Origin of the sequence: Massilia aurea, from assembly GCF_040790145.1 — a bacterium.
Taxonomy (GTDB): Bacteria; Pseudomonadota; Gammaproteobacteria; order Burkholderiales; family Burkholderiaceae_D; genus Telluria; species Telluria aurea_C.
The window spans coordinates 43701-58562 of record NZ_JBFMMP010000004.1 but is presented as its reverse complement, the minus strand read 5'-3'; the positions used below and the strand labels follow the sequence as shown (position 1 = coordinate 58562).

The window sequence follows — 14862 nt, the reverse complement described above, 5'->3', positions numbered from 1 at the left end:
CGGTCAATAAACCATCCATTTTAGCCGATGAACGAATCGAACTGCATGTCGAACTCTTGCAGCGCCTTCTGCGCGTTCTGCATCTTCTTGCGAAACTCCGGCCCGCGCCGCAGCGCCAGGCCCACCGCCAGCACGTCGATCACGACCAGATAGGCCAGGCGCGCCGAAATCGGCGTGTACGGGTCGGTCGCAAACACCAGGTCGATCGGAATGAGCAGCGTGGCCATTTCGGCCAGCGGCGTGCCCGATGGCGCCAGCACGATCACCTGCGCACCGCCGGCCTTGGCCAGCTTGGCCGAGCGCGTGAGTGCCGGGTTGTTGCCGCGCTGCGAGATGGCGACCACCGCATCGCCTTCGCGCAGCAGGGCCGCCGCGATCGAGTGGATCGCCGGGTCGGTGTAGGCCACCGTCGGCACACCGGAGCGGAAGAACTTGTGCTGGGCGTCGGCCGCCACGAAGCCGGACGTGCCCTGGCCGTAGAACTCGATCTTGTTGGCGCGTGAGAGGATCTCGAGCGCCTGCTGCACGAGCTCCGGTTTGAGGTTGTTGCGCAGGTCGAGCAGCGTGTTGATCGAGCGGCTGCAGATCTTGTTGATCAGGTCAGATGCCAGGTCGTCCTGGTGCGGCGCTTCGTTCGCGCCGGGCAGGGCCAGCGCCAGGCCTTGCGCGAGCTTGAGCTTGAACTCGTGCCAGCCGTCGTAGCCGAGCGTGCGGCAAAAGCGCACGACGGTCGGTTCCGACACGCCCGCGCTGCGCGCCAGCGCCGTGATGTTCTGGCTCACGGTGGCGGACGGCGCGGCCAGCACCGCCAGCGCCACCTTGCGCTCCGACTTGGACAGCGTGTCGAGCTGGGTGCGGATCGAGTCGAGCAGCATCGGTAAGCCTTAATCTTCGGGCAGCGATTCTTCGCGCCACTGCAAGCCGTCGCGGCCGATCAGGGCACTGGCCGCGGCCGGGCCCCAGGTGCCGGACGTGTATGGTGCGGGCGAGGTGTCGTCCTGCTCCCAGTGTTCCAGGATCGGTTCGACCCATTCCCACGCCGCTTCGAGTTCGTCACCGCGCATGAACAGCGTGAGCTGGCCGCGCAGCACGTCGAGCAGCAGGCGCTCGTAGGCTTCCATGCGCGGCGACGTGAACTGCTCGCGGAAATCGAGTTCGAGTTCGGCCTGTTTAAGGCGCATCGAATCGCCCGGCGTCTTGGCCATCAGGTTCATCGACAGGCCTTCGTCCGGCTGCAGGCGGATCACCAGGCTGTTGGGCTGGAAGCTCGACGTGGGCTGGTTGAAGATCGAATGCGGGATCGGCTTGAAGCGCACGACGATTTCGGCCAGGCGGTCGGACATGCGCTTGCCGGTGCGCAGATAGAACGGCACGCCGGCCCAGCGCCAGGTGTCGATTTCGGCTTTCATGGCCACGAAGGTCTCGGTGCGCGAACTCTTCGGCGCATCCGGTTCGTCGCGGTAGCCGGGCACCGGCTGGCCGTCGATATAGCCCGAGCGGTACTGGCCGCGCACGATATTGTGCGCCAGCGTCGTTGGCGTGAAGCGTTTCAATGAGCGCAGCACCTGCAGTTTGGCGTCGCGCACGGCGTCCGGTGCAATGGACGCCGGCGGCTCCATCGCCACGATGCACAGCAGTTGCAGCAGATGGTTCTGCAGCATGTCGCGCAGCGCGCCCGAATTGTCGTAGTAACCGAGGCGATTGCCCACGCCGATCTTCTCGGCGATGGTGATCTGCACGTCCGAAATCCATTCGCGGCGCCACAGCGGCTCGAACAGGATGTTCCCGAAGCGCAGGGCCAGCAGGTTCTGCACGGTCTCTTTGCCCAGGTAGTGGTCGATGCGGTAGATCTGCGACTCGGCGAACACCTTGCCGACATCGAGGTTGATCTGCTTGGCCGAAGCCAGGTCGCGGCCCAGCGGTTTCTCGAGCACCACGCGCGAATTGGGCGTGGCCAGGCCCGTGGCGGCCAGGTTGTCGCAGATCTTGGCGAAGATTTGCGGCGGCGTGGCCAGGTAGTACACGCGCGTGAGCGACGCATCGGCGCGCAGGGCCGCAATCAGGTCGCCATAGGTGGCGACATCGGTGGCGTTCAGGGCCACGTAGGTGATGCGGGCAAGGAAGCGCTCCCAGTTGGCGCTCGACGGGGCTTCTTTGATGTGCGGCTTGGCGTTGGTTTCGACCATATGCAGGAATTCTTCCTGCGTGGCGTCGTCGCGCCCGACGCAGATGATGCGGGCGCTGGCCGGCAAGTCGCCCGCCACGTCGCGCGCGAACATGGCAGGCAACAGCTTGCGCATCGCAAGGTCGCCACTGCCGCCAAAGAATACGAGGTCGAAATCGGGAATCGCCATGATGAGGTCTGATGCGTCAATAAAAATGGTTTTGTAAATTTACTACATAAATTATACAGAATCAAGAAAATCTACTACGTTTCTCAGAGGTCGCAGCCTATGGTGCCATATTCGCCGCCCGCGCAGCGCACCCAGATTTCAGGTGGGTGACTCGGGCGGCTGCCAGTCGGCCTGCTGCGCGCGCACCCGTTCACCGAGCCAGTCGGCAAACGCACGGACCGTCGACGCCAGATGCCGGTCTTGCGGATAGATCAGCGAGAGCGGCACGGGTGGCCCTTGCAACGCCGGCAGCACGCGTACCAGGCGCCCGGCCGCCAGGTGCGGCAGCGCCAGGTAGCTGGCGATCCGGATCACCCCCAGGCCTTCCAGGCCGCAGCCCAGGTAGGCATCGGTATCGTTCACCACGAGCCGCGCGCCGGGCGCGATCGTGTGCTCGGCGCCATCGACCGTGAAGCACCAGCCTGCCGTGCGGCCAGTGAGCGCCGACTGGTAGCCGACGATGTCGTGTGCCTGGAGCGCCTCGAGCGAGTGCGGCGTGCCGCGCCGCGCCAGGTAGTCGGGCGCGGCGCAGGCGATCCAGTCGAAGCTGCCGAGATGGCGCGCCACCAGCAGTGCCGACGACGCCGGCGTACCGGCCCGCACCACGCAATCGACGCCTTCCTGGACCAGCTCCACCGGCCGGTCGCCCAGCGTCAGCGTCAGGTCGATGCCCGGATACCGGGCCTGGAAGTCGCGCAAGCCTGGCAGCACCACCGCCCGTGCGAACGACGACGTCATGTCGGCGCGCACCAGCCCGCGCGGCGTGACCGTGCTGTCCGCCAGCGCGGTCTCGACCCCGGCGATCTCGCTCAGGATGCGCTGGCAATGGTCGTAATACAGGCTGCCGTTCGGGGTGAGGTGCAGGGTGCGGGTCGTGCGCTGCAGCAGGCGCACGCCCAGGGCTGCCTCGAGTTCCTGGATCGACCGGCTGACCGTCGACCGCGGCACCGCCAGGATCCTGGCGGCCCCGGCGAAGCTCTGCGCTTCGACCACGCGCGAAAAAATCTGCATTGCCCGTAACCTGTCCATCGATCCCGCCTCCTTGATCTGCCCGAGCGCCCGATTATCCCATTCATCGCAATTCTGAAATGAGAAGTGACGGGCTTACGTGCATGCGCCCTGGTGAGCATACTCGACGCCATTCAAGCCATCACGCTACGACAGGAGCTCGCATGACCAACCACGACAACCCGCACCATCTCACTCACACGCTGGTGCTTGGCGCCGGTGAACTCGGCATGGCCATGCTGCGCCATCTGGCGCCGCACCAGAAAGCTGCGGGCCATCCCCTGGCGGTGCTGGTGACACCCGGCTCGCTGACCACGCCGACACCGCGCCAGGTGGAGGATCACGCCGCGCTGCGCGCGCTGGATGTGCAGTTCGTGCCGTTCGACCTGGTCGAGCGCAGCCACGAAGACCTCGTGGCCTTGCTGCGCCAGTTTGACACGGTCATCAATTGCACCGGCTTCGTGGCCGGCCCCGGCACCCAGCTGCGCCTGACCCGGGCGGTGCTGGATGCTGGCGTGCGCCGGCATATTCCATGGCAGTTCGGTGTCGATTACGACATCGTCGGCAAAGGCAGCGGCCAGCCGGTATTCGACGAGCAGTTCGACGTGCGCGGCATGTTGCGCGGGCAGGACCGGACCGAATGGATCATCGTCTCGACCGGCATGTTCACCAGCTTCCTGTTCGAGAAGGCCGCCGGCATCGTCGACCTGGATGCCGGTGTAGTGCGAGGCCTGGGCACCTGGGCCACGCAGGTGACCGTCACCACGCCCGACGATATCGGCCGTTGCACCGCCGCGATCCTGTTCGACGAACCGCGCATCGCGAACCAGGTCGTCTACCTGGCCAGCGATACGGTCTCGTATGGGCAGCTGGCCGACATCGTCGAGTCGGTAACGGGGCGCGGCGTCGAACGCATCCTGCTGACCGGCGCCGCCCTGCAGGCCGATCTGGCCGCGCAGCCGGCCGATCCGATGGCGCGCTACCGCATTGCCTTCGCCCGCGGCGACGGGATGGCCTGGCGTCAGTCGACCACCTACAACGCGCAGCGAGGGATCCCGACTACGAACATTCGCGCCTGGCTGGAGAATCGGGTGAAGTGAGCGGGTGATGTGAACGCAGTGCCTGTTCCGGGTATAAGCATAGGCGCAATCGTTATTGGTCACGCAATGTGGGGCCTGTTAAGCTTCGCGTCCCTTCGGCAGTCGAGGTACTGCCGTCACCGATGCCAGAACACAGAAAGCCCCACATGAGCTGCAAACACCATCACGCCAACCCGGCCCGCGCCGTCCTTGTCCTCGGCCTGATCGCGACCCTGGCCCCGCCCGTCGCGTTCGCGCAGGACACGCCACCGCCCGCGCCGGCCGCGGATGAACTGCAGACGATCGTCGTCACCGGCACGCGTTCGCTCAACCGCCGCACGCTCGACTCCGAGTCGCCCGTTGACGTCATCGGCAGCAAGGAATTGCAGAGCACCGGTTCCGGCGAGCTGGCCACCGTGCTGGCGCGCCTGCTGCCATCGATGAACTTCCCACGCCCGAGCGGCGCCGATGCCAGCGATGCGGTGCGTCCGGCGCAGCTGCGCGGCCTGTCGCCCGACCAGACGCTGGTGCTGGTCAACGGCAAGCGCCGCCACACGTCCGCCGTCGTCAACGTCAACGGCACACTGGGGCGCGGTTCGGCGCCGGTGGACCTGAATGCGATTCCGCTGGCGGCAATCGAGCGCATCGAAGTGCTGCGCGACGGCGCTGCGGCGCAGTACGGCTCGGACGCCATCGCCGGCGTGGTCAATATCATCCTGAAAAAAGGCGCGGAGGGCGGCGAAGCTGAAGTGGTCTACGGCCAGTACGATTACGGCGACGGCGAGCAGGCCACCGTGCGTGGCTCGGCAGGCTTCAAACTGGGGCAGGATGGCTGGGTGCGCGTCGCGATCGAAGCAGCCGAGCGCAATGCCACCAACCGTTCGCTGGCCGATCCGCGCGCATCCGCCGGCTCGCGCCAGGGCACCGTTACACAGCGCTACGGCGATCCGGACAGCCGTCCGCGCACGCTGTTCGTCAACAGCCAGCTGCGCATCAACGACGATATCGACTGGTACGCCTTCGCCGGCTACGGCGAGCGCGCCACCTCGTCGGCGGCGGTGTTTCGTACCGCGTACACCGACAACACCCGCACCACGCTGCGCTCCAGTCTCTATCCGGAAGGCTTCCAGCCGCTGCTGGACAGCACATCGGTCGATGCGTCGCTGGTGACCGGCCTGCGCGGCGTGCTGGGCGACTGGCGCTGGGATGCAAGCCTGAACCATGGCCGCAACCGTTTCTCGCTCGATGTCGCCGATACGGTCAACTACAGCCTGGGCGCGGCCAGCCCGACGCGCTTTTATGCCGGCGAGCTGACCTCGACGCAAAGCCTGGCCAACCTGGACGTGGCGCGCGAGATTCCCGTGGCGTTCTTGCATGGCCCGTTGACGGTCGCGCTGGGCCTGGAGGCGCGCCATGAGTCGTACGAGATCGGCGCCGGCGAACGCAATTCGTACTTCGGTTCCGGCGCCCAGGGCTATTCGGGTTTCCGGCCCGAGAACGCCGGCAAGAACAGCCGCAACAACAAATCGCTGTACCTGAACCTGGAGGGCGATATCACGCAGGACTTGTCCGGCGCGCTGGCGCTGCGCCATGAACGCTACAGCGATTTCGGCAACACCAGTTCGGCCAAGGCCTCGGCGCGCTATGCGTTCACGCCGACGTTCGCCCTGCGCGGTACTGCCTCCAATGGCTTCCGTGCGCCGTCGCTGGCCCAGTCTTTCTACACGATCACCACGACCAATACGCTGCTCGTGAACGGCGCCAGCGCCCTGGTCGAAACGGGCACGTTCCCGGTCGGCAGCGCCGCCGCCCGCGCACTTGGTGCCGGTGCGCTGAAAGCCGAAAAAGCGCGCAACCTGAGCATCGGCGCGCAGTGGCAGCCAACCCGAAACTGGACCACGACGGTCGACCTGTACCGCATCGATATCGACGACCGCATCGTCTTCTCGTCGAACCTGCAACTGGCCAATGCGCCGGCCCTGGCCAATGCACTGGCGGCGCAAAACGTGTTCGTCGGCGCCGCGCGCTACTTCACCAATGCGGTCGACACGCGCACCGAGGGCGTGGACATCGTGAGCACCTATCGCCTGAATCTGGCTGGTGGCGCGCGCGCCGACCTCACGCTGGGCTACAACCACAACGACAATGACGTGCGGCGCGTGGCCGATACGCCGGCCGTGCTGGCGGCGCAGAAGCTGGTGCTGGTGGACCGCCAGAGCGTCAATCGCCTGACCGTCGGTTCGCCGAAGGATAAATTGAGCCTGGCTGGTGACTACACGAACAGCATCTGGAATGCCCGCGCCGCCGTCACGCGCTACGGCGAATTCACCGTGCCGCAGAACGATGCGTCGCTCGACCAGACCTACGATCCGCAATGGGTGCTCGATCTTGCGGCGAGCGTGCGCCTGAACCAGTGGCGCTTGAGCGCCGGTATCGACAACGTCACCAACCGCTATCCGGCGCAGGTAACGTCACTGGCCAACCTGAATGCGAACGGCACCCAGCCGTACAGCGTGTGGGCGCCGAACGGCTTCAATGGGCGCTACTTCTATCTGAAAGCCGGCTACACCTGGTAGCCAGACCCTAGATCGCGTACTCGGGCTCCACGCGGCCTGCCACATCGAGCTTGATCGCCAGTACCTTGCCAGTGAGCGGATACTGCGCGATCTCTTCGCTTGACCGGCCATGGCTGGCGCTGGTGATGTACAGCGTGCGCAGGTCGGGCCCACCGAAGCAGACCGACGTCGGGCAGCGCACCGGCAGCTTCAGTTCGCGCACGATCTCGCCGTTCGGCGCGATGCGCAGCACGCGGCCGCCTTCGAACATTGCGACCCAGTACATTCCTTCGGCGTCGATCGTGGCGCCATCGGGCCGGCCGCCGTAGTCGGGCGCCGTCTTGTCGCTGGCGAAGGTGACGATCGTGCGGCGGTTGCTTTGCTCGCCGGTGGCCACGTCGAAGTCGTAGCAGTCGATGCGGTGCGTGGTGGTATCGGCATGGAACATCGTGCGGCCATCGAGGCTCCAGGCCAGGCCGTTCGAGTTGGTCATGCCGCCGCGCCAGGCGCAGCGCAACTGGTCGCGATCGAGCACGTACATCTCGGCGGCCGGCTGGTCGCGCGGCTCGTACATGGTGCCGATCCAGAAGCGGCCCGCCGGGTCGACGCGACCATCGTTGAAGCGCACCTTCGATGGATCGTACGGCGCATCGGCGATCGGGGTCTCGGAGCCGTCGGTCGAGTTCAGCCGGATCAAGCCGTTGCGCGTGGCGACCACCAGGCAGTTGTTGTCGTCGATCGCCAGCGCCGACGGGTTCGAGCCCATTTTCCATGACGAGAACTTGCCGCTCGCCGCGTGCAGGCGGTTGACCGTCAGGCCTTCGATGTCGACCCAGTACAGGGCCGATTCGACTTCGTGCCAGATCGCCGATTCGCCGACCAGCATCGGCGCATCGTGTACCACTTCAAATTTTTCGGTTGCCATAGTCTCGATATAAAGATGGATTCAAACGGCGGCCTTGGCGCGCGCGATCAGGCCATTGGTCGAGCTGTCGTGCAGGTTTGGCGCCGGTTCGCCCGCCAGCTCGGCCTCGATCTTCTTGGCCAATACCTTGCCCAGCTCGACGCCCCACTGATCAAAACTGTTCACGTCCCACAGCACACCCTGCACGAATGTCTTGTGTTCATACAGTGCGATCAGGGCGCCCAGTGTGGTGGGCGTCAGGCGCTCCATCAGGATGGTATTGCTCGGGCGGTTGCCGGGGAAGGTCTTGTGCGGCGTGAGGCGCTCGACTTCTTCTGGCGCCAGGCCTTGCGCGGCGAGGTCGGCGCGCACTTCGTCGGCGGTCTTGCCCTTCATGAAAGCTTCCGATTGCGCGAAGCAGTTCGCCAGCAGGGCGGTGTGATGGTGGTCCATCTCGTGCGCCGGACGCAGGGCGGCGATGAAGTCCATTGGCGTGATATCCGTGCCCTGGTGCAGCAGCTGGAAGTAGGCGTGCTGGCCGTTGGTGCCGCACTCGCCCCAGATCGCCGGGCAGGTCGGGGTGTCGACCGGCTGGCCATCGCGCGTGACGCGCTTGCCGTTGCTTTCCATGTCGAGCTGCTGCAGGTAGGCCGGGAAGCGGTTCAGGTCTTGATGATACGGGGCGATCGAGACCGAGCTGCAGGCGAGGAACTGGCGGTTCCAGAAGCCGATCAGGCCCAGCAGCGCCGGCAGGTTCTGCTCGAGCGGCGCGGTGCGGAAGTGTTCGTCCAGCTCGTGGGCGCCGGCCAAAAAGTCCTTGAAGTAGCCGAAGCCCACGGCCAGCGCGACCGGCAGGCCGATTGCCGACCATACCGAGTAGCGCCCGCCGACCCAGTCCCAGAACGGGAACATATTGGCCGGGTCGATGCCGAAGGTTTTGATTGCTTCGGTGTTGGTCGATGCGGCGACGAAGTGCTTCGCGAGCGCATGTTCTGCTGACTCAGCTGGCGCATGCGCCAGGAACCAGCGGCGCGCGGTCTGCGCGTTCATCATCGTCTCGGTGGTGGTGAAGGTCTTGGACGCGACGATGAACAGCGTCGTTTCGGGATCGACCTGGCTCAGGGCCGCGTCCATGTCGTGGCCATCGACGTTCGACACGAAGTGCATGCGCAGGCGCGGATGGGCGTAGTGGCGCAGGGCGAGCACGACCATCTTGGGACCCAGGTCCGAGCCGCCGATGCCGATATTGACGACGTCGGTGATCGGCTTGCCGGTGTGACCCAGCCATTCGCCGCTGCGCACGGCATCGGTGAAGGTCTTGACGCGATCGAGCACGGCGTGGATGTCGGCGTTGATGTCCACGCCGTCGACCACGTGCGACGCACCGCGCGGCGCGCGCAGTGCGGTGTGCAGCACCGCGCGGCCTTCGGTGTTGTTGATGCGCGCGCCGAGGAACATCGCATCGCGCCGCGGCTCGACGCCGCGCTCGCGCGCCAGCTGCATCAGCAGTTCAAGCGTGCGCCCGTCGAGGCGATTTTTTGAATAGTCTAGGAACAGGCCTGCAGCCTCGTCGGAGAAACGCTCGAAGCGCTGCGGGTCGGCGGCAAACAGGTCGCGCATCTGCCACGTGGTGGCGATATCGGCGTGCTGGGCGAGGGCCTGGAAACTGGCGGTACTGGTCAAGGATGGCTGGCGCATGGGGTCCGGGGTGCGTGGCACAATGTTGTCGTTAACAGATTATCGAATAATACAATCATCTGCACGTAAATTCACTACAAAAAAGAGCGTGCAGGTCAACAGGATTCACACTTGCTGCTGTTTTCGAGGCCCCCGTTCTATCCCATCTGTATAGCAAAAAAGATGGCGAGAGAGCGCAGCGCCCCAAATTGTAGTAAAATTTCAGATACTAAATTCAGGAAGGAACGAACATGGCGCTCCACCCGGTAGTTGAACAGGTCACCAACCGCATCATCCAGCGCAGCGGCCCGTCGCGCGCAGCCTATCTGGCGCATCTCGAAGCGGCCCGCATCCAGGGCGTGCAGCGCGGCGCGTTGTCGTGCACCAACCTTGCCCACGGGTTCGCCGCGTTCCCGGCCAACGACAAGCTCAAGCTGCGTGAAGTCAAGCAGCCGTCGGTGGCGATCGTTTCTTCCTACAACGACATGCTGTCGGCGCACCAGCCGTTCGAGTACTACCCCAAAGTCATCAAGGAAGCGGTGCGCGAAATCGGCGCCGTGGCCCAGTTCGCCGGCGGCGTGCCCGCCATGTGTGATGGCGTGACCCAAGGCCAGCCGGGCATGGAGCTGTCGCTGTTCTCGCGCGACACCATCGCGATGGCCACCGCCGTCGGCCTGTCGCACAATATGTTCGACGCCAGCCTGTACCTGGGCATCTGCGACAAGATCGTGCCGGGCCTGCTCATCGGCGCGCTGCACTTCGGCCACATCCCGGGCATCTTCGTGCCGGGCGGCCCGATGACCTCGGGCCTGTCGAACAAAGAGAAGGCGCGCGTGCGCCAGCTCTACGCGCAAGGTAAAGCCACGCGCGAAGAGCTGATGGAATGCGAAGCCGCGTCATACCACGACGCCGGCACCTGTACCTTCTACGGCACCGCCAACAGCAACCAGATGCTGATGGAGGTGATGGGCCTGCACCTGCCGGGCGCCGCGTTCATCACGCCGGGCACCGAACTGCGCGACGCGCTCACCCGCAGCGCGGCGCAGCAGGCAGTGGCGATTTCGCAGCAGGGCGGCACCTATATGCCGATCGGCCGCATCGTCGACGAGAAATGCATCGTCAACGCCATCGCCGCGCTGCATGCCACCGGCGGTTCGACCAACCACACGCTGCACCTGGTGGCGATCGCGCGCGCGGCCGGCATCGTGATCGACTGGGACGACTTCGACCAGATGTCGAAGGTCGTACCGCTGCTCACGCGTATCTACCCGAACGGCGAAGCCGATGTGAACCACTTCCAGGCCGCCGGCGGCCCGGGCTTCATCATCCGCGAACTGCTGGACGCCGGCCTGGCGCACGAAGACGTCAACACGGTGCTCGGTCACGGTCTGCGCGCCCACTGCAAAGAGCCATTCCTGGGCGAAGACGGCAAGACCATCTGGCGCGACACGCCGGCCCAAAGCGGCGACGAGACCGTGCTGCGCCCGGCATCGAACCCGTTCAGCAACAACGGCGGCATGGTGCTGGTGCAGGGTAACCTGGGCCGCGCAGTGATGAAGATCTCGGCCGTCAAGAACGACTACCACGTGATCGAAGCGCCGGCGCTGACGTTCAATTCGCAAGAAGATTTCATGGGCGCCTACAAGGCCGGCCAGCTCAATCGCGACTTCGTCGCCGTGATCCGCTTCCAGGGCCCGCGCGCCAACGGCATGCCGGAACTGCACGCACTGACGCCAGCCCTGTCGAACCTGCAGGACGCCGGCTTCAAGGTGGCGATGGTCACCGATGGCCGCATGTCGGGCGCGTCGGGCAAGGTGCCGGCGGCGATCCACGTGTCGCCAGAAATCCTGGCCGGCGGCCCGCTGGGCCTCGTGCGCGACGGCGACATCATCCGCGTCGACGCCACCACCGGCGTGCTGCAGGCACTGGTGCCGGCCGACGAGTGGGCGGCGCGCAAGCAAGCCACCACAGACCTGAGCAAGAGCCACATCGGCATGGGCCGCGAATTGTTCGCGATGTTCCGCGCCACGATCAGCGAAGCGGAGCAGGGCGCGGCAACGTTCCCGCTGCCGTCGCCGATTCCCACCATCGTACCGCTGCACGAAGGCCTCGATGCCAACGAAGTCGTGCCGGGTTCGGACGAAGACTTTCTCTTTAGGACGCAGAAATGACCCTCCTTGAAATCATGCGCTCGGCGAGCGTGATCCCTGTCATCGCCATCGACGATCCGGCCCACGCCGTCCCTCTGGCCAAGGCGCTCGTCGCCGGCGGCATACGCGTGCTCGAAGTCACGCTGCGTACCGAACATGGCTTGGGCGCGATCCGCGCCATGAGCGAAGTCGAAGGCGCCATCGTCGGTGTCGGCACACTGACCTCGCCCGAAGAATTCGTCGCCTCGCGCGACGCGGGCGCCGTGTTCGGCGTCTCGCCGGGCCTGACGGCGTCGCTGATTGCCGCAGCCAAGTCGAGCGGCCTGCCGCTGCTGCCGGGCGTGATGACGCCATCCGAAGTAATGGCCGCGCGCGAAGCGGGCTTCAAACAAGTGAAGCTGTTCCCGGCGATGCAGGCCGGCGGCGTGGGCATGCTCAATGCGATCCGCGGGCCCTTGTCGGACATGACGTTCTGCCCAACCGGCGGCATCACGATCGAGACCGCGCCGGCTTTCCTGGCCTGCAAGAACGTCGCCTGCGTGGGCGGTTCGTGGCTCACGCCGAAGGACGCGATCGAAGCGGGCGACTGGGCCCACATCACCGCTCTGGCGAAAGCCGCAGCGGCGCTGCGCGCAGCGTAACCGCACGTCTTTTCTTATCGGGGGACGCATCATGCGCGCGCGCTTTCGTCCCCTGAGCGAAGGTGAAATCAAGCTGGCGTCGCTGCTGTTCGGCGACGCCATCGACTTTTCGCGCGTGCGCATCCACAGCCGTCGCTACATGCCGTTCCAACCGCGGAACTGCTGCATGACGCCCAACGGCAGCATGTATTTTCATCGCTCCTGTTTTCTTCCCGATTATGCGCGCGGCGATGCGCCGGCGATCCACTGGTTCATGCACGAGATGGTGCATGTGTGGCAGCATCAGCTCGGGTATCCGGTGCGGCTGCGCGGGGCGTTCCGGATCGGGCTGTCCTATGGCTACACGCTGGACGAACACGCGACGCTGGAGGATTTCAATATGGAAGCGCAGGGGGATTTGCTGGCCGATTACTTCGTGCTCAAGCATCTACGCCGGCCCGAGGTGATGCGGCAGCAGCGCTATCGCAATAGCCTGGCGTTGTACGAGAAAGTGCTGGCGCTGTTTTTGGCCGAACCTGGCAACCGCGCCAGTCTGCATCGCGGACCAGCGCGCTGGCTAGCGCGGTGGCGTTGAAATTCGCCTGAACGGCTCGTGTCCTTCGTTGCTAATCGCCGCAACAGGCCAGGGCGGCCTGCTGCGGCTGACACCATCAGGCGATGGCGTCTTCCTCGTCATCGACCCGCTCCACATCGGCACGCGATGGCGTCTTCGGGCGTACGACCAGTGAGCGCCCGGTGGCTGCAGGCCGCGCAGGCTCGCGCGCAGCACTCCGCCCGCCATGGCCCACATTGAATACACTGACCAACTGCGCCAGCTGCGCCGCCTGATCCTGCAGCGACGCCGCCGCTGCCGCTGCCTCTTCGACCAGCGCCGCGTTCTGCTGCGTCACGCCATCCATCTGCGTGATGGCTTCGTTGACCTGCTCGATGCCGGTCGACTGCTCGGCGCTGGCCGACGTGATCTCTGCCATGATGTCGGTCACGCGGCCGATGCCCTGCACGATCTCCTGCATCGTCACACCCGCTTCATCGACCAGGCGTCCGCCGGCATCGACCTTCTCCACCGAGTCGCTGATCAAGCCGCGGATTTCCTTGGCCGCGGCGGCCGAGCGCTGCGCGAGGTTGCGCACTTCGCTGGCCACGACCGCGAAGCCGCGACCCTGCTCGCCGGCGCGCGCCGCTTCCACTGCCGCGTTCAGGGCCAGGATATTGGTCTGGAACGCGATGCCGTCGATGACCGCGATGATGTCGCCGATCTTCTTCGATGACGCGTTGATCGACGCCATCGTCGCAACCACCTTGGACACCACTTCGCCGCCATGCGCCGCGATCTGCGAGGCGTTCTTGGCCAGCACGTTGGCCTGGCGCGCGTTGTCGGCGTTCTGGCGTACGGTGCCGGTCAGTTCTTCCATCGATGACGCGGTTTCTTCGAGCGAGCTGGCTTGCTGTTCGGTGCGTGACGACAGGTCGAGATTGCCCGACGCGATCTCTTGCGAGGCCGTGACGATGGTCTCGGTACCGGCGCGCACTTCGGTGACGGTCTTGAGCAGGCTGTCGTTCATGGTCTTGAGCGCAGCGAGCAGCTGGCCGACCTCATCCCGCGAATCGACATGGATGTCGGCAGTCAGGTCGCCCGAGGCAACCTGCTGCGCCAGACCGAGGGCGCGTGCCAGCGGATGGGTAATGCTGCGGGTCAGCAGCCAGCCAAACGCGGCGCCAATGACGACTGCGGCGGCGCCGAGGATCACCAGAATGCGCTGCGCCGAGGCGCTGATCGTGTCAATGCTGGCATTGGCCTCGTCGGCCACTTTTACCTGGTACTCCGCCAGCTTGCGGGCGGTCTCGACATAGGCGCTCAGTTCGGGGACGACCTTGCTGCCAAGGAAAGCGACGAGTTCAGGATTGCCGGCGCCAAGTTCGGCTTTCATCTTGTAGGCCTGGTTACGGGCAGCGCCGTACTTGGCGCGCTGTTCGATCAGGGCCGCCAATAGCGCCTTGCCTTGCGGGCGAGTGATCGCGGCCTCCAACGATTTTTGCAATTCGCCGGCGCGCTTGCTGATGGGTTTCATGCCTTCTTCGTAGTACTGCTCGTCGGCCGCATCAATGGCCTTGATCTTGGCGACCGTACCCACGCCGTTGGCGACGGTTCCCGAGCGCATTTCCTCGGCCAGTTTGGCGCGCTCGGTGGCCGACGCCATTGCTTCCTTGGCATCGGCAATCTTGTCCAGCTGCCATAGCGCGGTGCCCAGCATGAGGACCATCATGGCGAGGATGACGGCAAAGGCGCCGCCGAGGCGAATGCCGATGTTGAGATCTTTGATTTTCATGGTTTCCGTTCAGTAGCGAGGTTTGACCAGGCATGTTTGTTCATGCGTGGCGGTGCAATGCGCCGAGAACGCCTGATGCACTCGCGCAAGGGTAAACGCCGATTGCCCGAGAGCAAACCAAAAAATCC

General features: G+C 65.2%; 11 protein-coding genes. 5 read left to right on the top strand and 6 right to left on the bottom strand.

Going from position 1 to position 14862, the window contains the following annotated elements; translation table 11 throughout:
• Nucleotides 1–20: 20 nt before the first annotated feature.
• The 3 genes from AB2N08_RS08455 to AB2N08_RS08445 all read right to left on the bottom strand — a co-directional run bounded on the left by AB2N08_RS08455 (nt 21) and on the right by AB2N08_RS08445 (nt 3404).
• Nucleotides 21–875, bottom strand: coding sequence for an SIS domain-containing protein (locus tag AB2N08_RS08455; RefSeq protein ID WP_367610195.1), 855 nt, complete (start codon nt 873–875; stop codon nt 21–23).
• 9 nt (nt 876–884) lie between these two features.
• Entirely contained in the window at nt 885–2354 is a 1470-nt protein-coding gene (gene zwf, locus AB2N08_RS08450; RefSeq protein WP_367610194.1) for a glucose-6-phosphate dehydrogenase, read from the bottom strand.
• A gap of 138 nt (nt 2355–2492) precedes the next feature.
• Nucleotides 2493–3404: a LysR family transcriptional regulator gene (locus tag AB2N08_RS08445; protein WP_367610193.1), complete on the bottom strand. Its 912-nt coding sequence runs from the start codon at nt 3402–3404 to the stop codon at nt 2493–2495.
• Between the two features lie 161 nt (nt 3405–3565).
• On the opposite strand from AB2N08_RS08445, the gene AB2N08_RS08440 reads away from it, so the two are divergent.
• Both AB2N08_RS08440 and AB2N08_RS08435 read left to right on the top strand, forming a co-directional pair.
• Nucleotides 3566–4501: an aromatic alcohol reductase gene (locus AB2N08_RS08440; RefSeq protein ID WP_367610192.1), complete on the top strand. Its 936-nt coding sequence runs from the start codon at nt 3566–3568 to the stop codon at nt 4499–4501.
• Nucleotides 4502–4647: 146 nt separating this feature from the next.
• The gene (locus AB2N08_RS08435) at nt 4648–7056 is read left to right on the top strand and encodes a TonB-dependent receptor plug domain-containing protein (protein ID WP_367610191.1); all 2409 of its coding nucleotides are present in this window, start codon (nt 4648–4650) and stop codon (nt 7054–7056) included.
• Between the two features lie 7 nt (nt 7057–7063).
• On the opposite strand, the gene AB2N08_RS08430 is transcribed toward AB2N08_RS08435, so the two are convergent.
• Both AB2N08_RS08430 and pgi read right to left on the bottom strand, forming a co-directional pair.
• Nucleotides 7064–7960 carry an SMP-30/gluconolactonase/LRE family protein gene (locus AB2N08_RS08430; protein WP_367610190.1) on the bottom strand — a complete coding sequence of 299 codons (897 nt, stop codon included), beginning with the start codon at nt 7958–7960 and terminating at the stop codon, nt 7064–7066.
• A gap of 21 nt (nt 7961–7981) precedes the next feature.
• On the bottom strand, nt 7982–9637 hold the full coding sequence (gene pgi / locus AB2N08_RS08425; RefSeq protein ID WP_367610189.1) for a glucose-6-phosphate isomerase: 1656 nt from the start codon (nt 9635–9637) through the stop codon (nt 7982–7984).
• 230 nt (nt 9638–9867) lie between these two features.
• On the opposite strand from pgi, the gene edd reads away from it, so the two are divergent.
• Genes edd through AB2N08_RS08410 form a run of 3 tightly spaced genes read left to right on the top strand, consistent with a single transcriptional unit; the run spans nt 9868 to nt 12981 of the window.
• Nucleotides 9868–11787: a phosphogluconate dehydratase gene (edd, locus tag AB2N08_RS08420; protein ID WP_367610188.1), complete on the top strand. Its 1920-nt coding sequence runs from the start codon at nt 9868–9870 to the stop codon at nt 11785–11787.
• Complete coding sequence (gene eda / locus AB2N08_RS08415) at nt 11784–12407, top strand: bifunctional 4-hydroxy-2-oxoglutarate aldolase/2-dehydro-3-deoxy-phosphogluconate aldolase (protein WP_367610187.1); 624 nt, start codon at nt 11784–11786, stop codon at nt 12405–12407. The genes edd and eda overlap by 4 nt, the downstream gene beginning before the upstream one ends.
• 31 nt (nt 12408–12438) lie before the next feature.
• Nucleotides 12439–12981: a Rhs element Vgr protein gene (locus tag AB2N08_RS08410; RefSeq protein WP_367610186.1), complete on the top strand. Its 543-nt coding sequence runs from the start codon at nt 12439–12441 to the stop codon at nt 12979–12981.
• 76 nt (nt 12982–13057) lie between these two features.
• Here AB2N08_RS08410 and AB2N08_RS08405 read toward each other — a convergent pair whose 3' ends face one another.
• Nucleotides 13058–14734: a methyl-accepting chemotaxis protein gene (locus AB2N08_RS08405; RefSeq protein WP_367610185.1), complete on the bottom strand. Its 1677-nt coding sequence runs from the start codon at nt 14732–14734 to the stop codon at nt 13058–13060.
• Between the last annotated feature and the right edge of the window lie 128 nt (nt 14735–14862).